The following is a 24,343-nucleotide window of genomic DNA, read 5'->3' as shown; positions in this document are numbered from 1 at the left end:
GTGGTAAAGTGCGCTAAGTCTGAAAGTCTTGCGGCAGTTTTTCAAGTAAAGATTGATCTAATTCTGGCAAATCGGCCAGATCTTTCAAACCAAAGTAATCTAAGAAGCTTGTTGTAGTTGCAAATAAGGTAGGACGGCCGGGAATTTCTTTATGTCCGACGCTGCGGATCCAATTGCGCTCTCTCAATACACTTATGATATGGCTGCTCACGGCCACTCCCCTAATCGCTTCGATCTCACCGCGAGTAATTGGCTGGCGATAAGCAATTAAAGTGAGTGTTTCTAACATTGCTCGGCTAAATTTCGGGGCTTTTTCAGCCCATAAGTTGGCTAATTGTGGCGCATATTCTTGGCGCGCTCTAAATTGAAACCCGGATGCGGTTTCGGCCAACTCAATACCCGAATCTTGATAACGCAAAGACAACTCTTCAAGCACCATATTCACTTGTGCTTTAGCTAATCCTACATCTGCCAACACCGTGGCTTGCAGCTCTTTAACGCTGAGCGGTCTGCCAGCAACAAACAAAGCGGCTTCAACTAACTTAACTAAATTGGGTTTAGCCATGCTCAGAGATCTCCGCATCAACTAATAATACTTGAATAGGCTGCAGAGGCTGACTTTGCACACACTTGATATAACCTTCTTTGACTAACTCAAGTATTGCCAAAAAACTTACCACTAAACCGCTACGACCTTCAGATAAGGAAAACAACTGACTAAATTCGACAAACTGGTGTTGTTGTAACTTGGCCAATATATCGCTCATCCTTTGCCGAGTAGACAGTTTTTCACGCTTAATTTCATGATGTTCAAAGTTAGCCACTCGCTGAGCAATACCCCGCATAGCTTGAATCAACTCATCCATCGTCACTTCTGGGTAAATAACATTGATTGGCATATCTTGAGGGCGGTTGATGGTAGCTGTGTAAGTATCTCGTTGCTGTCTTGGTAGACTATCTACTTTTTCGGTAGCGTCTTTATATAATTCATACTCTTGAAGACGCCGAATAAGCTCAGCCCTTGGATCTTCCTCAACTTGTTCGTGCTCTTGTACTGGTAGCAAGCTGCGCGATTTAATTTCGGTTAACAGCGCTGCCATTACCAAATACTCTGCTGCGAGCTCTAATTTGAGCATTCGCATTGCTTCAATATATTCCATATATTGCTGGGTGATGGCTAATACTGGTAAGTGTTCAATATCCAACTTCTGTTTACGGATTAAATACAATAATAAATCCAATGGCCCCTCAAACTGCTCCAGAATCACTTCCATGGCATCCGGCGGAATAAACAAATCCTCCGGCATGTCTAGCCAAGGCTCACCATTTACGCTGGCTAGAGTTAATTGCTGAGTAGGAGAAGCCTGTTCAGACATTATTCAAATGGGCTCGTATCACCGGAGCCACTGCGCAATATCTCTGGCTCATCTTCTGAAAGATCAATAACAGTAGTAGGCTGCTCGCCTAAATAGCCACCGTTAACAATTAAATCTACTTGGTGTTCCAATAGGTCGCGTATTTGTTCCGGATCAGATTCGGTGTAGTCATTGCCCGGCAAAATTAAGCTCGATGACATTAGTGGCTCACCAAGAGCTTCCAGCATCGCCAATGCAATTTTGTTGTCGGGAACTCGAATACCTATGGTTTTACGTTTAGGGTTGAGTAAGCGACGTGGCACTTCCTTGGTACCTTTAAAAATAAAGGTATATGGTCCTGGGGTATTGTTGCGTAACAAGCGATAAGCTTGGTTACCCACTCGCGCATATTCCGAGAGCTCAGATAAATCGCGACACATTAAAGTAAAATGGTGGTTTTTATCTAACTGACGAATACGGCAAATGCGCTCTAATGCGGCTTTATCACCAATATGGCAACCAATGGCATAACCTGAATCGGTTGGGTAGATCACCACCCCGCCCTGTTGAATATGATTAGCCGCTTGGTTCATCAAGCGCTGTTGAGGGTTGTCGGGGTGTACATAGAAAAACTGACTCATAACTGTCCCTGCGATTAATGGGCCTAGCGATTGGATTCAGGAGAGAAGCCAGGCCACAACTGCCAAATAGCTTGGCACTTTTCTGGTAATTGTAAGCCTCTACCTAATTCACGCCAAGGAGAGGGATGATGAAAATCAGAGCCTTGAGAAGCACGTAATCCATTTTGTTCGGCTAAATCAGCTAGCCACAGTAATTGGTCTTTAGACATTTGCGGCATTGCCACTTCTACGCCGTCGCCGCCCAATTCGGCAAACTCGGCTAACAACTTACGCACCCATTTATTCGACAAATCATAATGAGTTGGGTGAGCCAATACAGCAACGCCGCCCGCTTGGTGAATAATCTCTATAGCATCGCCCATGCTCATCCAATTATTAGGCACATAACCGGTATTGCCACGGCTTAAATACTTATCAAATACTTTATTAAAGTTAGCTGCTATACCACGTTCCACCAATACCTTGGCAAAATGGGAACGGGTTATCGGGGCTGTACCTGCCAATTGTTTTGCATCACTGTACACATCATTGATACCGGCTTTTGCTAAACGGCGACTCATTTCTTGAGCGCGAACTTCTCGCTTGTCTCGTTGCTCAGCTAAGTGTCTTTGTAATTCTGTAGACGTCACGTCAATATTCAAGCCTACAATATGAATATCAAAAGCATGCCAAGCAGTAGAGATTTCAGTGCCAGTGATAATTTGCACATGCTTCGCATTAGCTTTTGCTTCTGCAATGCCAGCTGTGGTGTCGTGGTCGGTAATAGCCAACACGTCGACTTGCATGTTTTCGGCACGCATTACTATTTCAGTTGGGCTTAAGCCACCATCCGAGGCAGTAGTATGGCAATGCAAATCAAATCGCATTAAATTTCCTAAATTTTTTCTTGACTTGGTGATGTCATTTACAGTTAACTTAGTCTATCAAAATGACTAGGAATAAGCATGACAACTTTTCTTCTTACCAACAAATCTTGGTGGTGGCGCACTCCGAAATAAACGGGTGTGAGTTGTTGTATTTCCAATACATTGAACAGAACAACAAAAAGCCCGCTTAATGCGGGCTTTTTTTATATTTGCGCTACGGCCTTAACGAGGAGTAACGAACCATGAGTAATCACCCTAGGGTGCAGCTAAGCAACAACTTAATTGATGCTAGCTACGTGCTTGACCCACTAAGCTTGTATCAAGAGCTTTGCAAAGAGAGTCAACACAATGTTTTGCTAGAATCTTGCGAAATAGACAGCAAAGAAAACTTACAAAGTTTAATTTTGGCCGATGCAGCCTTAAAGATCACTTGTAAAGGTCGTCAAGTGACGTTTACTGCGGTATCACTCAATGGTGAAGCGGTTATCTCGGCGGTTGTAGAACACAGTGACAACAGCTTAATCACCGAACATAGTGCAACTCAACTGGTTTTAGATTACCCACTCCCAGCCGCTAATTTGGATGAGGATTCTCGTTTAAAAGCGAGCTCTCCTGTTGATGCCTTACGTTTAATAACCACACTTTACGGTGAGCTAGCCTCTCATGATAAAGGCGTTTTTATCGGCGGTGTATTTGCCTATGATTTCATCGCCAGCTTTGAGCAACTACAAGACGTCGCCGAAAGCACCAACATTTGCCCCGACTACCAGTTTTACCTCGCCGAAACATTGCTACTAATAGACCACCAAGAACAAGTGACTCACTTAATTGGCTCGGTATATAATGAAAGTGAGCAAGCTAGAATAAATCAGCGTTTAGCCCACTTAGTAGAATTATGTGAGCATAAAAATCACCAACAAGCGCAGCCAGATTTTAGTGATTACCAAGGGAAGATTGAAGCTGACATTAGCGACCGAGACTTCTGCCAGAATGTAGAAACCATGAAAGACTACATTCGCCAAGGTGACATTTTTCAAGTAGTTCCATCTCGCAGTTTTAAACTCTCTTGCCCTGATAGCCTCGCCGCTTACCGCGAATTAAAAATTACCAACCCAAGCCCTTACATGTTCTACCTGCAAGACAGTGAATTTGTATTGTTTGGCGCCTCTCCTGAGAGTGCAATTAAATACTCCTCTGATAGCCGAGATGTAGAAATTTACCCGATTGCCGGCACGCGTAAACGCGGCTTTAACGCCGATGGTTCGATTAACCAAGATTTAGACGGCCGCCTAGAGCTTGAGCTACGCCTAGATAAAAAAGAAACCGCAGAACATATTATGTTGGTTGATTTAGCTCGTAATGATGTCGCTCGCATCAGTGAGCCTGGCACTCGCCATGTAGCTGATTTGCTAAAAGTAGACCGCTACAGCCACGTAATGCACTTAGTATCGCGCGTAGTAGGTACCTTACGTAATGACCTAGACGCACTTCACGCTTATCAAGCGTGCATGAACATGGGTACTCTTGTTGGCGCACCCAAAATTCGCGCTTCAGAGTTAATTCGCCAAGTAGAACAGCAGCGCCGTGGCAGTTATGGTGGCGCAGTTGGTTACCTTGCAGGTAACGGCGACATGGATAGCTGTATCGTTATTCGTTCTGCTTTTGTTAAAGATAAGGTCGCGCATGTTCAAGCTGGAGCTGGTGTGGTGTATGATTCACAGCCTCAAGCCGAAGCCGATGAAACTCGCAACAAAGCAGCTGCGGTGCTAAATGCCATTGCCCGCGCTCACGGTTCTACTTTGAAGGATGTTAGTGATGACGCATAGTGTATTTTTGTTAGACAACTTTGACTCGTTCACTTACAACCTTGTTGATCAGTTTCGTAGTCAAGGCTTAGAGGTTAGCATTTACCGTAACCACTTAAGTGCTAAAGAGATTAAACAACATATTGATAATAGCCCTACTCCGCCAGTATTGGTTTTATCACCAGGTCCTGGTAACCCACAACAAGCGGGCTGTATGTTAGAGCTTATCGATTTATGTAAAGGCGAAGTACCTATTATTGGAATCTGCCTTGGCCACCAAGCACTAGTAGAAAGCTACGGTGGTGTGGTGGGTAAAGCAGATGAAATTGTTCATGGTAAATCGTCGGCGATTGAGCACGACAACCGCCTTATGTTTGAAGGTTTAAGCAATCCTCTGCCAGTAGCGCGCTACCACTCGTTAGTAGCCACTACAATGCCAGATGGGGTTGTGGTGAATGCTCATTATCAAAACATGCCAATGGCGATAATCAACGAACAAGACAAGATTGTTGGGTTTCAATTCCACCCCGAATCCATTTTAACCAGCGAAGGGGCAACACTATTAGCCCGCAGCCTAGACTGGGCCACCCAAAAGGAGCAAGCGTAATGCAGGCTATTTTAGAGCAGCTATATCAAGGAAAAGACTTAAGCATTGAACAAGCACAGCAGGTATTTAGTCAGGTGATTCAGGGTGAAGTTGAGCCTATCGTTTTATCTTCATTGCTCACTGCACTAAAGGTTAAAGGCGAGCAACCCCAAGAAATCGCTGGAGCAGCCAAAGCTTTATTAGCGAATGCGGCGCCTTTTCCAAGCCCCGATTATGATTTTGCGGATATTGTTGGCACCGGCGGTGATGGCCACAACACCATTAATATCTCAACCACCTCTGCGTTTGTTGCAGCAAGCTTAGGGGTTAAGGTAGCCAAGCACGGTAACCGCAGTGTATCGAGCAAGTCGGGCTCTTCAGACTTATTGGCCGCTTTGGGAATTAACATTCAAATGACCCCAGATACCGCGCGCAAATGTTTAGATGAATTGGGCCTGTGCTTTTTGTTTGCACCGCAATACCACGCAGGTGTACGCCACGCCATGCCGGTGCGCCAAACCTTAAAAACCCGCACCATCTTTAATGTACTAGGTCCGCTAATTAACCCAGCTCATCCAAGTATGGAAGTGATGGGCGTTTATAACCCCGCGCTCATTTCGCCCATTGCGCATACCTTGCAACAGTTAGGTATGAAAAAAGCCATGGTGGTTCACGGTGCTGGCTTAGACGAAGTAGCCATTCATGGTGAAACTCAAATTGCGGAGATTAACGGCGACAAGATTACCGAATATAGCTTAAGCCCAGCTGATTTTGGTGTTGAGCAAGCCGATCTAGATGCCATTAAAGGTGGCACTCCTGAAGAAAACAAAGCCATCACTTTACAGTTATTGCAAGGCACCGCGACACCAGCACAACAAGCAGCTGTTGCAGTTAATGTTGCCTTGTTACTTAAGCTTGCAGGTAAAGCTGATGATGTTGCTCAAGGCGTTAAAATGGCCTTAGATGAAATGGCCTCTGGTCGTCCACTAACCCTAGCAAACCAATTGGCGGAGATGAGTCAGTGAGCCAAGCAGAAACAAAACAAGCCACCATTCTAGATAAAATTGTGGCTGACAAAGAAATTTGGTTAGCAGAGCGTATGCAAAGCCAAGCACTAGCAAGCTTTATCGATCAGGTTGAGCCCACGGAACGTAGTTTTTATGATGCGCTATCAGGCTCACCCGCTAAGTTTATTCTTGAATGTAAAAAGGCTTCTCCATCTAAAGGCTTGATTCGCCCGGAGTTCGACTTAGACCTAATTGCCGGCGTATATAAAAACTATGCTGCGGCCATTTCGGTGCTCACTGATACCAAATACTTTCAAGGTGAGTTTGACTATGTAACTCAGGTTAGAGAGCAAGTTGAGCAACCAGTGTTATGTAAAGACTTCTTCATTGACGAGTACCAAATCTATCTAGCCCGTTATCACAAAGCTGATGCCATCTTGCTAATGTTATCGGTTCTCGATGACAACGAGTATCGCTTGCTGGCTGAAGTAGCCCACAAGCTAAATATGGGCGTACTTACTGAAGTGAGTAACCAACAAGAGCTTGAGCGCGCTATTGATCTAAATGCCAAAGTCATCGGTATTAACAACCGCAACTTGCGTGACTTATCGATTACCTTAGATAGAACACCAGAGCTGGCCAAACAAATTCCTGAAGATCGCATCATCATTTCAGAATCAGGCATTTATCAGCACCAACAAGTGCGTGAGCTAGCCAAATACGCCAACGGCTTTTTAGTAGGTAGCTCACTAATGAGCCAAGATGATGTAGACATGGCTTGTCGTAAACTCATACTTGGTGAAAACAAAGTATGCGGCTTAACACGCGAGCAAGATGTTAAAACGGTTTATCAAGCGGGCGCAGTATACGGCGGATTAATTTTCGCCGAAAAGTCGCCGCGCTGCGTAAACCTAGCGCAAGCAGAAAAACTCAGCCAAGCGGCACCACTTAATTTTGTGGGTGTATTTGTAAATAGCTCGGTTGAAGAAGTGGCCAATATTGCCAATCAACTTAAACTTCATGCAGTGCAATTGCATGGTGATGAAGACGAGCAATTCATCAAGCAGCTAAAAGAAAAACTTAACAGCAGCCTTGTATGGAAAGCGCTTGGCGTGAGTGAGGCATTACCAGAAGCGCCAAGCAACGCAGACAAAATATTATTTGATAGCAAAGTCGCCGGCCAATGCGGCGGTACAGGGCAAACCTTCGATTGGCAACTATTAGGTGAGCACAGTCATGGTGCGATGCTAGCAGGCGGCATAAGCCCAAGTAACATTCAAGATGCGCTAGCCTACGCCGCTGCAGGCTTAGATTTAAACTCCGGTGTAGAACAAGCGCCAGGGGTAAAAGACCCAGCAAAAGTTAATGCTGCGTTTGAACAAATTAGACAGTACTAGTCTCAAACAGATTAGTAAGCGTTAACCATTTTTAACGAATAAGAGTCAACAATGAGTAAACTAAATTCATATTTCGGCGAGTTTGGCGGGCAGTTTGTACCACAAATTTTAGTGCCAGCGCTCGACCAGCTAGAACAAGCCTTTATCGACGCCCAAGAAGACCCTAGCTTTATTGAAGAGTTCAACGGGCTATTAAGCGAATATGCTGGCAGACCAACACCTCTAACCTTGTGCCGCAATTTAACTGCGGGTACTAAAACCAAAATTTACCTAAAGCGTGAAGACTTATTACATGGTGGTGCACATAAAACCAACCAAGTGTTAGGCCAAGCCCTATTAGCAAAACGCATGGGTAAGAAAGAAATTATTGCTGAAACCGGTGCTGGCCAACATGGCGTAGCGACCGCCTTAGCGTGTGCCTTACTTGGTCTAAAGTGCCGTGTTTACATGGGCGCAATTGACTGTGAACGCCAAAAGCCTAACGTGTTCAGAATGAAGCTAATGGGTGCAGAAGTTATCCCAGTACACAGCGGCTCTTCTACCCTAAAAGACGCGTGTAACGAAGCCTTGCGTGACTGGGCAGCCAGTTATGACAGCGCTCACTACTTATTAGGTACAGCAGCCGGCCCTCACCCATTCCCAACCATTGTTCGCGAATTCCAGAAAATGATTGGCGAAGAAGCCAAACAGCAGATTCTTGAGACCGAAGGTCGCTTGCCTGATGCGGTAATTGCATGTGTGGGCGGTGGCTCTAACGCAATCGGCATGTTTGCAGACTTCATCAAAGAAGAAGATGTAAAACTAATTGGCGTAGAACCTGCGGGTAAAGGTATTGATACCGACCAACATGGCGCTCCACTTAAACATGGCCGCAAAGGTATGTTTTTTGGTATGCATTCGTTATTGATGCAAGACCAAAATGGTCAAATTGAAGAGTCTTATTCAATTTCAGCTGGCTTAGATTTTCCATCAGTAGGCCCGCAGCATGCTTATTTGAATTCAATCGGCAGAGCAGATTATGAATCAGCTACCGATGAAGAAGCCTTGGACGCATTCCAAACTCTAGCTGAGAGTGAAGGTATTATTCCCGCTCTAGAGTCTGCTCACGCGCTGGCTTACGCGCTAAAACTCGCTAAGCAAGATAAAGACAAAGAACAGATATTGTTGGTAAACCTATCGGGGCGTGGCGACAAAGACATCTTTACCGTAGCCGAAATATTCGAACAAAGAGGAAGCTTATAATGACGCAACGTTACGCTAATCTATTTGAACGTCTAACAAGCGAAAAACAAGGCGCCTTCGTTCCCTTTGTAACACTTGGCGATCCCAATTTAGAGCAATCTCTAGCCATTGTTGATGCCTTAGTTGAAGGTGGTGCGGATGCTTTAGAGTTGGGTATCCCTTTCTCTGATCCAGTAGCTGACGGCCCTACCATTCAAGGAGCTAACGTTCGCGCATTAGCAGCTGATGTTACCCCTCCTAAATGTTTAGAAATGCTAAGTGCTATTCGTGAAAAACATCCAGAGGTACCTATTGGTCTGTTGTTATACGCTAACCTCGTATATTCAACCGGCATTGATTCTTTCTATCAAAAGCTTGCGGCTGCAGGCGTAGACTCGGTGCTGGTTGCAGATGTGCCGATTCGTGAGTCAGCGCCTTTTAGAGAAGCTGCTGATAAGCATGGCTTGCAAAGCATCTTTATTGCACCACCAAACGCCGATGAAGCGACTTTAGCCAAAGTGGCCGAGTACGGACAAGGTTACACCTACCTTGTTAGCCGAGCAGGCGTTACCGGTACAGAAACCAAAGCAGGCGCACCGGTGGGAGAGTTGTTAAACAAACTTAAGCAACATAATGCGCCGCCAGCTTTACTGGGTTTTGGCATCGCAACTCCTCAACAGGTTAAAGAAACCATTGAAGCTGGCGCAGCTGGTGCGATATCGGGCTCAGCCGTAGTTAAGATCATCGAAAACAACCTTGAAGACAAAGCGCAAATGCTTGTAACACTCAAGCAATTTGCCAGTGACATGAAAGCGGCTACCGTTTAGTTAAAGATCTTGCTACTATCAAAAGCCGCTTTCTAGCGGCTTTTTTATTAACAGCTTACGCTGAGGAACTATGAAACAATTTTTCGAGTTTATCCCTTTAGTTATTTTTTTGGCAGCCTATTACTTAAAAGACATATATGCTGCAACTCTTGCGTTAATGATATCAACTGCGGTCTTATTGCTAATTTCATATATTAAAAACAAAAAAGTTGAGAAAATGCATCTCATCTCCTTTGTTCTTATATTGGTCTTTGGTGGCTTAACTCTAATCCTGCGCGACGATAACTTTATTAAATGGAAACCTACCGTTATTAACTGGATCTTTGGTTTAGTGCTGTTAGTGAGTCAGTTTGCATTTGGTAACCCACTGATCAAAAAGATGCTGGGCAAAGAAATGACGCTGCCAGACGATATTTGGTCAAAAGTGAATGTCTCATGGGCACTTTTTTTCATCGCTTGCGGAACACTAAACCTCTATATCGCATTCAGTTTCTCAGAAGAATTTTGGGTCAATTTTAAGGTGTTTGGCCTACTCGGCTTAACCTTGGTGTTTACAGTAGGCACAGTCGTTTACTTATACAAACACTTACCTAAAGAACAAAAAGAATCACTCACAGAGAAAAAGGATTAATAGCATGTGGTATGTAATCTATGCAGAAGATGTGGCTAATAGTTTAGATAAACGCAAACAAGCGCGACCAGCACACTTAGAGCGTTTAAACGCTTTACTCAGCGAAGGGCGATTACTAGTTGCCGGCCCAATGCCCGCTATTGATGCTGATGACCCAGCAGAAGCAGGCTTCTCAGGCTCTACAGTAATAGCAGAGTTTTCAAGCTTAGAAGATGCAAAAGCCTGGGCAGATGCAGACCCTTATGTGGCTGCAGGCGTTTACGAAAAGGTAAGTGTAAAGCCCTTCAAAAAAGTACTTCCTTAATCTAATTGGGCGAGCTATCGCCCATTTGTCATTTTAGTGTCACAATTTAGCCCAAATGAGTGATTCGCATATAAAACTTATCCTCTACTGTTATTCATGGTTTTATCAAAAAGGAGAATAAACCATGAAATTACTTAAGCTGGCACTGGTGCTCGTATTTAGTTTAATCAATATACAACCAGCCTTAGCTAATAAAAATGTAACACCAATCAACTTAAATACTGCCAACGCAGAACAACTAGATTCTTTAAAAGGCGTAGGTGAGTCGAAATCAACAGCGATTGTTCAGTACCGCCAGCAACACGGTAACTTCAAGAACATTGAACAAATTGTGCTAGTGCCAGGCATTGGTGAAAAGATTTACCTCGATAACAAAGACCGAATCTACGTAGACTAAGTTACCCACCTAACATCGTCCGTAGCTCGCTACCACCGCGAGGGCGATGGCTTCTCCACTTCAAAGAATTATCACAAGAATGTCTATTCGCAAACATCTCAATTTAAAATGTCATTTTGGCGTGTTACAGTGCACGGGCATTTAACCTTACTTTTTCAAGAGACTGAAAATGACCCAACAAGTACGAAAAGCGGTACTACCGGTAGCAGGACTAGGAACAAGAATGCTACCCGCCACCAAGGCCATCCCTAAAGAGATGTTACCCATTGTAGACAAGCCGCTAATTCAATATGTTGTTCAAGAAGCAATATCTGCAGGCATTAAAGAGATCATTTTAGTAACCCACTCTAGTAAGAACTCAATAGAAAACCATTTTGACACTAGCTTCGAACTAGAAGCAACATTAGAGAAACGGGTAAAGCGTCAATTGCTTAATGAAGTGCGCTCTATTTGTCCTAAAAACGTTACCATCATGCATGTACGACAAGGTGTTGCAAAAGGTCTAGGTCACGCAATTCTATGTGCCCACCCTCTTATTGGCGACGAGCCTTTTGCCGTGCTTCTTCCAGATGTAGTACTAGATGATTCAACCTCAGACCTTCGCATTGAAAATTTGGCAGACATGGTGGCGAAGTTTAACCAAACAGGCTCTAGCCAAGTAATGGTTGAAGCAGTAGCTCAGGAAGATGTTAGCAAGTTTGGTATTGTAGACATCAACGGCAGCGAGCTTAAACCCGGAAATTCAGCAGACATGGTAGGTTCTGTAGAAAAACCCGCTGTTGAGGATGCTCCTTCTAATCTTGCTGTTGTGGGCCGTTATGTATTATCAGCTAAAATCTGGAAAGAGCTCGCAAGAACCCCTCCTGGTGCCGGAGATGAAATTCAATTAACTGATGCCATTGCTAGTTTAATGAAGAAAGAAACTACTCAGGCATACTACATGGTAGGAAAAAGCCATGACTGTGGTAGTAAGTTTGGCTATATGAAAGCCATCGTTGAATTTGGCTTACGCCACCCAGAGCTAAGAGACCGATTCAAGAAATACTTGTCTGAGCTGAAGCTCAAGTAAACCTAAAATCACTTTCTCAATTAAAAAGCCTGTTTGACAAACAGGCTTTTTAATTGACAGTCTCCTAATTAGCTAGAAGCTTTTTCCACTTAAGCAATCTCACCAAGCAACACGCCAAGCGTAATTACTGGTCAACCTTGTATGTGCAAGAGGGCGATGTTTGTGATGCGCTAGGTTAGCGCTGTTGATGAAACGACTGAGGTTTGAGTGTGGGTATATCTGGAAGACTTTTGTGAGACTAAATCGCAGGCAATAAAAAAGCCCTCGTCGTTAGACGAGGGCTTAGTATAGGAGCCTGGCGGTGACCTACTTTCACATGGGGAAGCCCCACACTATCATCGGCGCAGTTGCGTTTCACTTCTGAGTTCGGCATGGAGTCAGGTGGGTCCACAACGCTATTGCCACCAGGCAAAAACTGTTGTCTTTAACATTCGAAAAAGCTGAAATACCTCATGAGCACTAACAAGTATTCATGGTTTCTAAATAAAGTATCTATAAGCAACACCCTTTAGGTGTTGTATGGTTAAGCCTCACGGGTAATTAGTACAAGTTAGCTCAATGCCTCACAGCACTTACACACCTTGCCTATCAACGTTGTAGTCTCCAACGGCCCTTCAGAGGACTTAAAGTCCTAGTGAGAATTAATCTCGAGGCCTGCTTCCCGCTTAGATGCTTTCAGCGGTTATCAGTTCCGAACGTAGCTACTGGGCAATGCTATTGGCATAACAACCCAAACACCAGCGGTTCGTCCACTCCGGTCCTCTCGTACTAGGAGCAGCTCCCCTCAATTCTCAAACGCCCACGGCAGATAGGGACCGAACTGTCTCACGACGTTCTAAACCCAGCTCGCGTACCACTTTAAATGGCGAACAGCCATACCCTTGGGACCGACTTCAGCCCCAGGATGTGATGAGCCGACATCGAGGTGCCAAACACCGCCGTCGATATGAACTCTTGGGCGGTATCAGCCTGTTATCCCCGGAGTACCTTTTATCCGTTGAGCGATGGCCCTTCCATACAGAACCACCGGATCACTATGACCTACTTTCGTACCTGCTCGACGTGTCTGTCTCGCAGTTAAGCTGGCTTATGCCATTGCACTAACCGTATGATGTCCGACCATACTTAGCCAACCTTCGTGCTCCTCCGTTACTCTTTGGGAGGAGACCGCCCCAGTCAAACTACCCACCAGACACTGTCCGCAATCCCGATAAGGGACCAACGTTAGAACATCAACACTACAAGGGTGGTATTTCAAGGTCGGCTCCACGTCATCTAGCGACAACGCTTCAAAGCCTCCCACCTATCCTACACATGTAGGGTCAATGTTCAGTGTCAAGCTGTAGTAAAGGTTCACGGGGTCTTTCCGTCTAGCCGCGGGTACACCGCATCTTCACGGCAATTTCAATTTCACTGAGTCTCGGGTGGAGACAGCTTGGCCATCATTACGCCATTCGTGCAGGTCGGAACTTACCCGACAAGGAATTTCGCTACCTTAGGACCGTTATAGTTACGGCCGCCGTTTACCGGGGCTTCGATCAATAGCTTCGCGCGAACGCTAACCACATCAATTAACCTTCCGGCACCGGGCAGGCGTCACACCGTATACGTCATCTTTCGATTTAGCACAGTGCTGTGTTTTTAATAAACAGTTGCAGCCAACTGGTATCTGCGACTCTCAGCAGCTTAGGGAGCAAGTCCCATCACCATCAAGAGCGTACCTTCTCCCGAAGTTACGGTACCATTTTGCCTAGTTCCTTCACCCGAGTTCTCTCAAGCGCCTTGGTATTCTCTACCCAACCACCTGTGTCGGTTTGGGGTACGGTTTCGTATAATCTGAAGCTTAGAGACTTTTCCTGGAAGCAGGGCATCAACCACTTCGTGTCCGTAGACACTCGTCATCAACTCTCAGCGTAATGTAAACCCGGATTTGCCTAAGTTTACCGCCTACTGCCTTTCACGTGGACAACCATCGCCACGCTGGCCTAGCCTTCTCCGTCCTCCCATCGCAATTATACGAAGTACAGGAATATTAACCTGTTTCCCATCGACTACACTTTTCAGTCTCGCCTTAGGGGCCGACTCACCCTGCCCTGATTAACATTGGACAGGAAACCTTGGTCTTTCGGCGAGGGGGCTTTTCACCCCCTTTATCGTTACTCATGTCAACATTCGCACTTCTGATACCTCCAGCAAACCTTACGATTCACCTTCAACGGCTTACAGAACGCTCCTCTACCGAGCATGCAAGCATGCTCCCGTAGCTTCGGTGGTATGTTTAGCCCCGTTACATCTTCCGCGCAGGCCGACTCGACCAGTGAGCTATTACGCTTTCTTTAAATGATGGCTGCTTCTAAGCCAACATCCTGGCTGTCTAAGCCTTCCCACATCGTTTCCCACTTAACATACACTTTGGGACCTTAGCTGACGGTCTGGGTTGTTTCCCTTTCCACGACGGACGTTAGCACCCGCCGTGTGTCTCCCGAGTAGTACTTGATGGTATTCGGAGTTTGCAAAGGGTTGGTAAGTCGGGATGACCCCCTAGCCTTAACAGTGCTCTACCCCCATCAGTATTCGCTCGAGGCGCTACCTAAATAGCTTTCGAGGAGAACCAGCTATCTCCCGGTTTGATTGGCCTTTCACCCCCAGCCACAAGTCATCCGCTAATTTTTCAACATTAGTCGGTTCGGTCCTCCAATTGGTGTTACCCAATCTTCAACCTGCCCATGGCTAGATCACCGGGTTTCGGGTCTAATCCCAGCAACTATGCGCGCAGTTAACACTCGGTTTCCCTACGGCTCCGCTATTCGCTTAACCTTGCTACTGAAATTAAGTCGTTGACCCATTATACAAAAGGTACGCAGTCACCCCACGAAGGGGCTCCCACTGCTTGTACGTATACGGTTTCAGGTTCTATTTCACTCCCCTCACAGGGGTTCTTTTCGCCTTTCCCTCACGGTACTGGTTCACTATCGGTCAGTCAGGAGTATTTAGCCTTGGAGGATGGTCCCCCCATATTCAGACAACATATCACGTGTGCCGTCCTACTCGATTTCACTTAAAGTAGATTTTCATGTACGGGGCTATCACCCTGTATCGCCATCCTTTCCAGAATGTTCCACTAATCACCTAAAAGCTTAAGGGCTAATCCGGGTTCGCTCGCCGCTACTACCAGAATCTCGGTTGATTTCTTTTCCTCCGGGTACTTAGATGTTTCAGTTCCCCGGGTTCGCCTCGCAACGCTATGTATTCACGTTACGATACTGCATAAAATGCAGTGGGTTTCCCCATTCGGAAATCCATGTCTATTACGTCTTTTATCGACTTAACATGGCTTATCGCAGATTAACACGTCCTTCATCGCCTCTGACTGCCAAGGCATCCACCGTATACGCTTAGTCACTTAACCATACAACACCTAAATGTTGTCGCTTAAATCACTTGAATGGTCAGGCTGTATAAATCCTGCCATTCGAGTACGATCACCTTATTTTTGAATACCAAGAACACTTGTTATTAAACTCATATTCTTGAGATATTTTTTATCAGCTTTTCCAAATTGTTAAAGAGCAATTGGTTCCTTAGAAACCAAAGCTAAGCACTGTATAAACAAATGCTTAGCTTTGTATTCTCAAACCAAGAGAGAGAATGGTATCCCGTAGGGGATTTGAACCCCTGTTACCGCCGTGAAAGGGCGGTGTCCTAGGCCTCTAGACGAACGGGACACTGCAGTAGCTGTTCTCGTTGGTTCTACACCACACTAGAACTTCTCTCTTTTCTTTTTCATCAAGCAATCTGTGTGAACACGTCACAAAACCTAAGCATCATAATAAGGAGGTGATCCAGCCCCAGGTTCCCCTAGGGCTACCTTGTTACGACTTCACCCCAGTCATGAACCACAAAGTGGTGAGCGTCCTCCCGAAGGTTAAACTACCCACTTCTTTTGCAGCCCACTCCCATGGTGTGACGGGCGGTGTGTACAAGGCCCGGGAACGTATTCACCGTAGCATTCTGATCTACGATTACTAGCGATTCCGACTTCACGGAGTCGAGTTGCAGACTCCGATCCGGACTACGACATGCTTTTTGGGGTCCGCTTGCTCTCGCGAGTTCGCATCCCTCTGTACATGCCATTGTAGCACGTGTGTAGCCCTGCCCGTAAGGGCCATGATGACTTGACGTCGTCCCCACCTTCCTCCGGTTTATCACCGGCAGTCTCCCTAGAGTTCCCACCATTACGTGCTGGCAAATAAGGATAGGGGTTGCGCTCGTTGCGGGACTTAACCCAACATCTCACGACACGAGCTGACGACAGCCATGCAGCACCTGTATCTGAGTTCCCGAAGGCACTAAACCATCTCTGGTAAATTCTCAGTATGTCAAGGGCAGGTAAGGTTCTTCGCGTTGCATCGAATTAAACCACATGCTCCACCGCTTGTGCGGGCCCCCGTCAATTCATTTGAGTTTTAACCTTGCGGCCGTACTCCCCAGGCGGTCTACTTAATGCGTTAGCTGCGTTACCCACGAGTTAAACTCACAGACAACTAGTAGACATCGTTTACGGCGTGGACTACCAGGGTATCTAATCCTGTTTGCTCCCCACGCTTTCGTACATGAGCGTCAGTTTTTGTCCAGGTGGCCGCCTTCGCCACTGGTATTCCTTCAGATCTCTACGCATTTCACCGCTACACCTGAAATTCTACCACCCTCTACAAAACTCTAGCTTGCCAGTTCCAAATGCCATTCCCAGGTTGAGCCCGGGGATTTCACATCTGGCTTAACAAGCCGCCTGCGTACGCTTTACGCCCAGTAATTCCGATTAACGCTCGGACCCTCCGTATTACCGCGGCTGCTGGCACGGAGTTAGCCGGTCCTTCTTCTGTCGCTAACGTCAAAGATAGCAAGTATTAATTACTACCCCTTCCTCACGACTGAAAGTGCTTTACAACCCGAAGGCCTTCTTCACACACGCGGCATGGCTGCATCAGGCTTTCGCCCATTGTGCAATATTCCCCACTGCTGCCTCCCGTAGGAGTCTGGGCCGTGTCTCAGTCCCAGTGTGGCTGATCATCCTCTCAAACCAGCTAGGGATCGTCGCCTTGGTAAGCCATTACCTTACCAACTAGCTAATCCCACTTGGGCTAATCTTTACGCGAAAGGTGCCGAAGCATCCCCTCCTTTGGTCCGAAGACATTATGCGGTATTAGCAGTCGTTTCCAACTGTTGTCCCCCACGTAAAGGCATATTCCCAAGCATTACTCACCCGTCCGCCGCTCGTCATCTTCTAGCAAGCTAGAAATGTTACCGCTCGACTTGCATGTGTTAAGCCTGCCGCCAGCGTTCAATCTGAGCCATGATCAAACTCTTCAATCAAAAGTTTTTTCGCTCAAAGTTAAAAACTGAAATTATTACTGTGTTTTACAGTGCAAGACTCCAGTTCACTTAAGCTTAATTTTTTCGCTTAAGGTCCTGTGAGTGCTCACACAGATTGCTTGATAAATTGTTAAAGAGCGTTGCTTCTCAATCGAAGCGAGGTGCGCATTCTACGCTTTCCTCTGTGGCTGTCAACCGCTTTTTAAAACATTTTAAAAAGAAGTTTGAGAGCCGGCTAACTTAGCCCTAGGCCTTGCTAACCCTGACGTAGCCTTGCTTTGCTTTAGCGCGCTGCGTGCCGTGTCAGTGGAGGTGCATTATAGGGATCGATTCCCGCGGCGCAAGCGTTTTTTGAAGAAAATCACAGAAACACGGTTAAGTGTTCAGATAGTGAACAACAAAGCTTTAAAAGGATAGCTTATTTGCATAAATCTATCCCCTAAGAGTTACTAGAAAGTGAAGATAAAAGGAAGAAAATTGATCTAGCCCTTTAGGATATACTTGGCCGCTTCAGCTAGAGACGAAATCGTAGCAGTCGCTAAGGCTTTATCTTGTTCGCTCACATCGTACTGACCACTTACCAACAACCTATTTGGCACTCCGGCATTTTGGGCGGCCAAGATATCTGAAGCTTTATCCCCGACTAACCAAGACTTTTCTAGATCAATATCTAGTTCTGCTGCGGCTTCTAGCAACATACCTGGTTTAGGTTTGCGACAGTTACAATCTTGGCGGTAATTTTCATCACCGTATTCGCTATGATGAGGACAGTAGTAGATACCATCTAAGTCGACGCCGCGATCAGCAAGCGACCAGTCCATCCATTCGGTTAGGCTCAAGAACTGCTCTTCACTAAAGTAGCCACGCGCAATACCCGCTTGATTAGTTACAACCACAAGCAACCAACCAGCTTCTTTGAGTTTTTGCATCGCCTCAATAGCGCCGTCGATAAACTCAAAGTCATCAACTTGGGATACATAGGCCCGATCGTGGTTGATAACTCCATCTCGGTCCAAAAACACTGCAGCTTGTTTCATTAATTTTCTTTACTCGGTCAGTTAAGGGCTCATTCTACAATACAAAGCGTTGAATTTGTTGCTTGAGTTGATTGGATTTTTCTTCTAACGACTTTGCATCATGTACACTAGATTGCGCTTCACTCACTGAATCTTGAGCAATGAGGGCAATTGTTTCCAGTGTTGCCGCCACATCGGAGGCCACTGCAGATTGTTCCTCGGTGGCTGCTGCAATCGCGGTAACCATTTCGGTAACACCTTGAGTAGTGTCGATCACTTGATGCAACGCATCTCCTGCCTTATTAACCACATTGCGGCCGCTAGAAACCAGTTCGGTACTTTTTGACATACTCTGATTAGCCGCTTCAGTTAGGCTACGAATTTGGTTGATAATTCGAGCAATCTCTTCTGTGGATTGGCTAGTTCGGCTAGCCAAGCTACGCACCTCATCAGCAACTACAGCAAAACCACGCCCTTGCTCGCCAGCACGAGCTGCTTCAATAGCTGCATTTAGCGCTAACAAGTTGGTTTGTTCAGCGATACCAGCGATTACATCGGTAATCTTTTCTACCTCTTCACCCGCCAGGTTTAACTTAGCGATGTGCTGATTACTATCACTTACAGAACCTTCGATTTTTTGCATAATGGAAATGGTATCTGTCACCACTTGCCCACCTTCGCTTGCTACATCTCCGCAATCTCTTGCATGGTCAGCAGCTTGAGAAGTGTTTTGCGCTATTTCTCTGGCTGCTACAGACATCTCTTCAATAGCAGTAGCAGCTGAGTCAACTTTCGAACGCTGTTCATCTAGAGCGCTGCCAATGCCCGAGCTCTTATCAAAGACCTTCACACTGCTTTGACTCACATCTGCAGCAGTTTGATTAACCTCTGTTATTAATCCTTTTAGCTGTTCTGCCATCGCATTAATGGAGCCAGTAAGCTGCCCTACCTCGTCTTTAGCGCTAACCTTTAACGCCGGTTGCGAAAGGTTTCCGTTAGCTATTTGCATTGCTCGCTGATTAACTAGAGCCAGGTTGGATTTAATTTGACGAGTTAACCAAAGCACCACCAAGCCACCTAATAAAGCGGCAATAGCAGCACCAGCAAATACCACCAGCACAACTTGCTCGCCTAGACGCTCTAGGTCCTGTTGGTGGCTCACTAACACATTTTGCTGCTGCATATTCCAGTCATTAAGTTGCAGTTCAATATCAGCCACTAAGGGAATAACTTCATTGGCCATACGGTGGTTGGCAATATTCCAGTCAGGTGCAGCTCGTATCACAAACATTTCATCGACTAAGGGAACAAAAATATCAACTAACTCGACAAACTGTTGCCACAACCGAGCTTGTTCTTCGGTAAATAAATTATTTGCGGCCTCTACATCGGCTACCCGCTGTTTATGCCTGGCAAAATACTCTTGATATTTCTCTTGTTCATATTTATCGCCAGTAATAATAAAACTACGCAAGCTAGTAAGTGCATTGGCCAGTTCATTACGCGCTTCGCTCATATCTGCTAACAAACGTACCCGTTTTTTGGGGCTATATAAGCCGGGTTGAGAAATTTCTTCGGTGACAGCGCTAGAAACCTGGTTCATCGCTTCTTCAGCTAAGGGGGCAATATCAAACAGCAATAAAGCGTGTGCAGGTAGGTTATCTTCGCTATTGGAAATTTTGATAATTTGTTGCTGCAGTTCTTTCAAGGCTAAAAAACTAGTTAAGGTTTGCTCTGGAACCGCTATATCGCTTAACAATTGAATTTGCTCTACGGCCAAGTCAATGTTGAGCCAAGACTGTTCAAATAGGTTTTGAAAATGCTCCGCACGTTGTTTGTCGGCGCCATGAATGAGGTAAGCTCGAAGAGCACTTAGCGATTGCTGAAGGTGTCGCTCAATTTCTTTGCTTTGGGCAACTACAGGAACACTAACTTCAACTATTTGCCGCTCTTTTTGAGCAATTTTATCTAGTTGAATAAACACGATAACGGCGGAACAAAACATCAAAATAGCAACGAAACCAAAAGCCGATAACAGCTTATTCGAGATAGACACGAAGATAACTCCTTTCCACAAAAAACGATGCTGTTGTTTAAGGCTAGTCTATTTGCCTAAAGCTACAACGCATCGTGGTTTACATCCAGCAAACCTAAAAATACGAATCTATTTAGAATATAAGCGGATATGCTGTTCGATTTCCAGCATAGTTTCACTAAGAGTTTCAAATAAGCCAGCAGCAAGTGCTATATGCTCATCCAAAATCGGTTGTTTTTTCAAGCCTTCTTCAAGCGCTAAACACTGAGCTTGTAAACTGCTGGCACCGAAATAACTACTACTAGATTTAAGGCCATGCGCTAAGCGTACTGCATCTTGGTAACGCTTAACCTTTAAAGCTTGCAATAGCTCTTCAATCATCGCCTCTGCGCCCTTTTGATATTCCTGCAATAAGGCATCAAACTCATCCCCCATACTTTCTTGCAGCTTAGTAAGCTCAGTTGTTGAAATCCGTTGATATTGAACGTTAGAAAGCTCATCACTACTTGTTAGCTGTGTTTGCTCAACACTAGCATTTTTTGTATTCAACCATTTACGCAGGCAAACATATAAGCCCACTCGGTCAAATGGTTTAGTCACATAGTCATCCATTCCAGCATCAAAACAAGCCTGTTTTGCTTCTAAGCTAACGCTTGCTGTTAACGCAATAATAGGAATACGCTGAGCGAGGTTTTCAAGCTCCCGAATAACCATAGTGGCTTCATAACCATCCATGTCAGGCATCAAGCAATCCATTAAAATGAGAGAAAGTTTTGAACCCCAACGCTTAAACAGATCTATGGCTTCATGGCCATCACGAGCGATCATCACTTTAAGACCAAAGCTGTCTAACATATGGCTGGCAACACGTTGATTAACCACGGTGTCTTCAACCAACAATACGTGGCCAGACAACTTGCTTAATACAGCCTGTTCACGACTATCGGTAACACTTACGCTCAACACATCATCTTCTACACTTTGCAAAGGTAAGCTAACCCTAAATTCTGAGCCAACCCCTAAACCCGATGTCACCGATATATCACCATCCATTAAGGAAACAATGCGCTGACAGATGGCCAACCCTAAGCCAGTGCCGCCATAACGACGGGTTGTTGAACTGTCGGCCTGAGCAAAAGGCATGAATAAATTGTTGATAGACTCATCGGCAATACCAATGCCGCTGTCGGTTACTCTTACTAACACAGTTTCCTCGGCACCTGGCTGTTGACTGTATTCAACACTTAAATTCACCGTGCCCACCTCGGTAAACTTAATCGCATTATTGACGAGGTTAATGAATATTTGCTGCACCCTGCCCTGATCACCAATGAACACCTTAGGTAAATGTTCTGGGTAATCGAGATGCAAACTCAAATGCTTGGCTTTAGCTTGAGGAGAGAATAACTTAACCACCTCAAGCAAGGTTAAATGCAAGCTAAATGCATCCAAGCGTAACTCCATTTTACCGGCTTCTACCTTAGAGAAATCCAATACGTCATTAACAATCACCAATAAAGCTTTGCCAGAAAGGCGAATAGTATTTACGTGCTCAATTTGCTCTTCAGACAACGAGGAAGCACTAAGTAACTGAGTCATTCCTAAAATACCGTTTAGCGGGGTACGGATCTCGTGACTCATCATTGCCAAAAAGTCGCTTTTTGCTTGCGAAGCTGTTTCTGCATCTCGCCTAGCAATGCTTAACTGCTGCTGGCTACGCTGGTGTTCGGCAATCTCATCATTGAGCTGTTCAGTACGCGCATCTACTTTTGCCGTCATTTGGCCTATGGCTCGGGCTAATACGCCCACTTCATCATTAGATTTATCTGGCAAGGTCACCTGTATATTGCGCTCACCAAACAACAACGTTGCGTTGGTTATGTAGCGCAATGGCGCAACTATAGTGTGAGCAAAAAACCAACCTACTAGCACCATTAAGCCGATGACTACAGCTGCCGCTAACAAAGCTTGCTTAGCCGCCATTTGTGAGGCTGCGATAGTTTCCTCGTAATCAGTTATTTGCACTAAATCCAAATACTCTTGATCGTTCGACGGCAAATAAGGCAGGCGCTGAATACTTAGTATGTAAGAGCCAAACTTAACCACTTGTTCTGGTAAATCTTTAACGGGAGAATTAATTAGCTGCTGGATGCGCTGATATTCTGAGGCTTGAAAGCTCGTAGACTGCCCCCTACCATGCTCACTGCGCCATAACCTCTCTCCATTAATATCGAATACTAACAAAGGTCCAATGGTGGTTTCAGCATGTTGACTAGAACGATTTGATGACGCCTGCTGCGATACTTTAAATAAATCATCAAGGCGATACTCAAAAAGCCATATAGCGGCAACGCTGCCATCGCTATGTTGCACACTGGTTGCCAAGTACCATACACCTTGGCTATTTTGTCTAATTGTTTGAGCATGCACCCTGTCTGGCAACTTTTCTGCGTCTAATAGCAATGCCTTAGGCAGCGTTTGACCAATTCGTTTGCCTACTGAGAGATATTCAAATTGTTGGCCTTGGCTAACCACAATAAGATGGGCAGCCAGTAAAGCTTTTTCCCGTTTAAGTAACTGGCGAATATCGCTACTTAAGCGCGAATGCCAAAAATCGGGTTCAACATTGATGAAGCGTTCGTCTACAAATTGCTGCTGAATAAACCCATCAAGTAAAGATTGCTCCGCTAGATGGCTGAGCTCTTCATAAGCATGTGATATTTCTCGATCTAGGCGCTCCACTTGAATTGCATTTCGTAAACTTAGTTGCTGTTCTCGCTCGCTCTCTAAACTGGCAACAAAAGAAAAATAAAAAATAAGGTAAGTTACCGTAACCCCGGCTACCACCAAGCAACCGCTGAGCAAGGTAACGTAAGTACTGATCGAGCTTTTACTGCGTTTAAACCACGAGTACTGCTTCCCCCTAGCCCGCTCCATTAAGCGAATCAGCCGGTCTTCGCGGCGTCGCTCTCGCTCTATGGTGGTTACTGGCGCAGGCGCTCTTAACTCCAAGTAGCTAGCAACAGCTACCACCAGGTAACTGCTTAGCTTAATTAACGACAAGGAAAACACAGCAAAGCTGTTAACACCTAAGTCTTCTGACACCGGCCAAAAGTACAAAATAAATTGAATGCACACACACGCAAATACGCCACATTCAAGGGTGCAATTTAACCAACGACCACGCCAACCAAAATAAGCGATAGCAATGGCAAATACAGCAGTAACCAACAACTCCAACACTGAATGAAGATGGGCTAAAGCCACCTGCATAAAAGGTAATGACACCACATAAAGAAAGGCGACACTTAAAAAAGAAAATATCACACTACCGATAGCCAGCACTGCAATGCTCATTTTCCCACCGTTGGCTAAGCGCTCGTAACGGCTAAGCAGCACCCCGCAAATGAGCAACACAGCAGCTAAAAAGCCACGTGTAATCAGCCCAGACCATATCGCTACAGTATTCGAAGATAGTGGCTGAACACTTAAAAAGGAGGGATAGTTGAGAATAAAGTAGCAAAGCTCTAAACCCGACACCGAGAAAAAGGCGGCGCCAAAAACCAACATCGTGTAACTGTATTTCTTACGGTAAAAACTGCGGCACATTAAGCCAACAGAAAGCGGCAAAATAATGCTAAGCATCGCCACCATAACAGTAACTAAGGGAGCCACTGACGCTGAAGACTGGCGCCCCCAAAAGGCCAGAGCTACCACCAACACCAGCGAAAATAGCAAGCCAATGCTGTGCCGCCATGCTAAATCTAAATTGCGAAACATGCTGATGTTAGGTTTAGACATTACCTATATCCT

Annotated in this window: 17 protein-coding genes, 1 tRNA gene and 3 rRNA genes; 10 read left to right on the top strand and 11 right to left on the bottom strand. The window is 45.4% G+C overall.

The annotated features are described in order from the left end of the window. Positions 1–13: 13 nt before the first annotated feature. Genes scpB through rnm form a run of 4 tightly spaced genes read right to left on the bottom strand, consistent with a single transcriptional unit; the run spans position 14 to position 2,862 of the window. The gene (gene scpB, locus K5620_RS07965) at positions 14–565 is read right to left on the bottom strand and encodes an SMC-Scp complex subunit ScpB (protein WP_016400685.1); all 552 of its coding nucleotides are present in this window, start codon (positions 563–565) and stop codon (positions 14–16) included. Then, positions 558–1,376, bottom strand: a complete 819-nt coding sequence (locus K5620_RS07960; RefSeq protein WP_016400686.1) for a segregation and condensation protein A — start codon at positions 1,374–1,376, stop codon at positions 558–560. Before K5620_RS07960 ends, scpB begins: the two co-directional genes overlap by 8 nt. Further along, positions 1,376–1,996: an L-threonylcarbamoyladenylate synthase gene (locus tag K5620_RS07955; protein ID WP_016400687.1), complete on the bottom strand. Its 621-nt coding sequence runs from the start codon at positions 1,994–1,996 to the stop codon at positions 1,376–1,378. Before K5620_RS07955 ends, K5620_RS07960 begins: the two co-directional genes overlap by 1 nt. A 23-nt stretch (positions 1,997–2,019) precedes the next feature. Beyond that, positions 2,020–2,862, bottom strand: coding sequence for an RNase RNM (gene rnm, locus K5620_RS07950; RefSeq protein WP_016400688.1), 843 nt, complete (start codon positions 2,860–2,862; stop codon positions 2,020–2,022). Between the two features lie 242 nt (positions 2,863–3,104). Here rnm and K5620_RS07945 point away from each other — a divergent pair, with 242 nt between their 5' ends. The 10 genes from K5620_RS07945 to galU all read left to right on the top strand — a co-directional run bounded on the left by K5620_RS07945 (position 3,105) and on the right by galU (position 12,106). Continuing rightward, the gene (locus K5620_RS07945; protein ID WP_016400690.1) at positions 3,105–4,688 is read left to right on the top strand and encodes an anthranilate synthase component 1; all 1,584 of its coding nucleotides are present in this window, start codon (positions 3,105–3,107) and stop codon (positions 4,686–4,688) included. Further along, positions 4,678–5,274 (top strand): aminodeoxychorismate/anthranilate synthase component II, encoded by a 597-nt coding sequence (locus K5620_RS07940; protein ID WP_016400691.1) that lies wholly within the window; start codon positions 4,678–4,680, stop codon positions 5,272–5,274. The genes K5620_RS07945 and K5620_RS07940 overlap by 11 nt, the downstream gene beginning before the upstream one ends. After that, a complete protein-coding gene (gene trpD, locus K5620_RS07935; protein ID WP_016400692.1) occupies positions 5,274–6,278 on the top strand; it encodes an anthranilate phosphoribosyltransferase in 1,005 nt (334 codons plus the stop codon). Before K5620_RS07940 ends, trpD begins: the two co-directional genes overlap by 1 nt. After that, the gene (gene trpCF, locus K5620_RS07930) at positions 6,275–7,657 is read left to right on the top strand and encodes a bifunctional indole-3-glycerol-phosphate synthase TrpC/phosphoribosylanthranilate isomerase TrpF (protein ID WP_016400693.1); all 1,383 of its coding nucleotides are present in this window, start codon (positions 6,275–6,277) and stop codon (positions 7,655–7,657) included. Before trpD ends, trpCF begins: the two co-directional genes overlap by 4 nt. Positions 7,658–7,708: 51 nt before the next feature. After that, entirely contained in the window at positions 7,709–8,899 is a 1,191-nt protein-coding gene (trpB, locus tag K5620_RS07925; RefSeq protein ID WP_016400694.1) for a tryptophan synthase subunit beta, read from the top strand. Next, positions 8,899–9,705, top strand: a complete 807-nt coding sequence (gene trpA, locus K5620_RS07920; protein WP_016400695.1) for a tryptophan synthase subunit alpha — start codon at positions 8,899–8,901, stop codon at positions 9,703–9,705. The genes trpB and trpA overlap by 1 nt, the downstream gene beginning before the upstream one ends. A 70-nt stretch (positions 9,706–9,775) precedes the next feature. Next, positions 9,776–10,336: a septation protein A gene (locus K5620_RS07915; protein WP_016400696.1), complete on the top strand. Its 561-nt coding sequence runs from the start codon at positions 9,776–9,778 to the stop codon at positions 10,334–10,336. 4 nt (positions 10,337–10,340) lie between these two features. After that, complete coding sequence (locus tag K5620_RS07910; RefSeq protein WP_016400697.1) at positions 10,341–10,640, top strand: YciI family protein; 300 nt, start codon at positions 10,341–10,343, stop codon at positions 10,638–10,640. Between the two features lie 124 nt (positions 10,641–10,764). Continuing rightward, positions 10,765–11,037, top strand: a complete 273-nt coding sequence (locus tag K5620_RS07905) for a ComEA family DNA-binding protein (protein WP_016400698.1) — start codon at positions 10,765–10,767, stop codon at positions 11,035–11,037. 169 nt (positions 11,038–11,206) lie between these two features. Continuing rightward, positions 11,207–12,106, top strand: coding sequence for a UTP--glucose-1-phosphate uridylyltransferase GalU (galU, locus tag K5620_RS07900; protein WP_016400699.1), 900 nt, complete (start codon positions 11,207–11,209; stop codon positions 12,104–12,106). Between the two features lie 293 nt (positions 12,107–12,399). Here galU and rrf read toward each other — a convergent pair. From rrf to K5620_RS07865, 7 genes are all read right to left on the bottom strand, one after another. Then, positions 12,400–12,515: ribosomal RNA gene (gene rrf, locus K5620_RS07895) — 5S ribosomal RNA — on the bottom strand. 110 nt (positions 12,516–12,625) lie between these two features. After that, positions 12,626–15,515, bottom strand: a 23S ribosomal RNA gene (locus K5620_RS07890). Between the two features lie 240 nt (positions 15,516–15,755). Continuing rightward, positions 15,756–15,831: transfer RNA gene (locus K5620_RS07885), tRNA-Glu, on the bottom strand. Between the two features lie 105 nt (positions 15,832–15,936). Continuing rightward, positions 15,937–17,479 (bottom strand): 16S ribosomal RNA (locus K5620_RS07880). The 16S, 23S and 5S rRNA genes sit together here with 1 tRNA gene alongside, the layout of an rRNA operon. Before the next feature lie 482 nt (positions 17,480–17,961). After that, complete coding sequence (gmhB, locus tag K5620_RS07875; protein ID WP_016401160.1) at positions 17,962–18,516, bottom strand: D-glycero-beta-D-manno-heptose 1,7-bisphosphate 7-phosphatase; 555 nt, start codon at positions 18,514–18,516, stop codon at positions 17,962–17,964. A 34-nt stretch (positions 18,517–18,550) separates the two neighbouring features. Beyond that, the gene (locus K5620_RS07870) at positions 18,551–20,551 is read right to left on the bottom strand and encodes a HAMP domain-containing methyl-accepting chemotaxis protein (RefSeq protein WP_016401161.1); all 2,001 of its coding nucleotides are present in this window, start codon (positions 20,549–20,551) and stop codon (positions 18,551–18,553) included. 108 nt (positions 20,552–20,659) lie between these two features. Then, a complete protein-coding gene (locus tag K5620_RS07865; protein WP_016401162.1) occupies positions 20,660–24,331 on the bottom strand; it encodes an ATP-binding protein in 3,672 nt (1,223 codons plus the stop codon). Positions 24,332–24,343 lie beyond the last annotated feature (12 nt).

The sequence above is a fragment of the Agarivorans albus genome (assembly GCF_019670105.1).
Classification (GTDB): Bacteria; Pseudomonadota; Gammaproteobacteria; order Enterobacterales; family Celerinatantimonadaceae; genus Agarivorans; species Agarivorans albus.
Note: the sequence above shows the minus strand (reverse complement) of the source record. Positions and strands in the feature narration are given on the sequence as shown.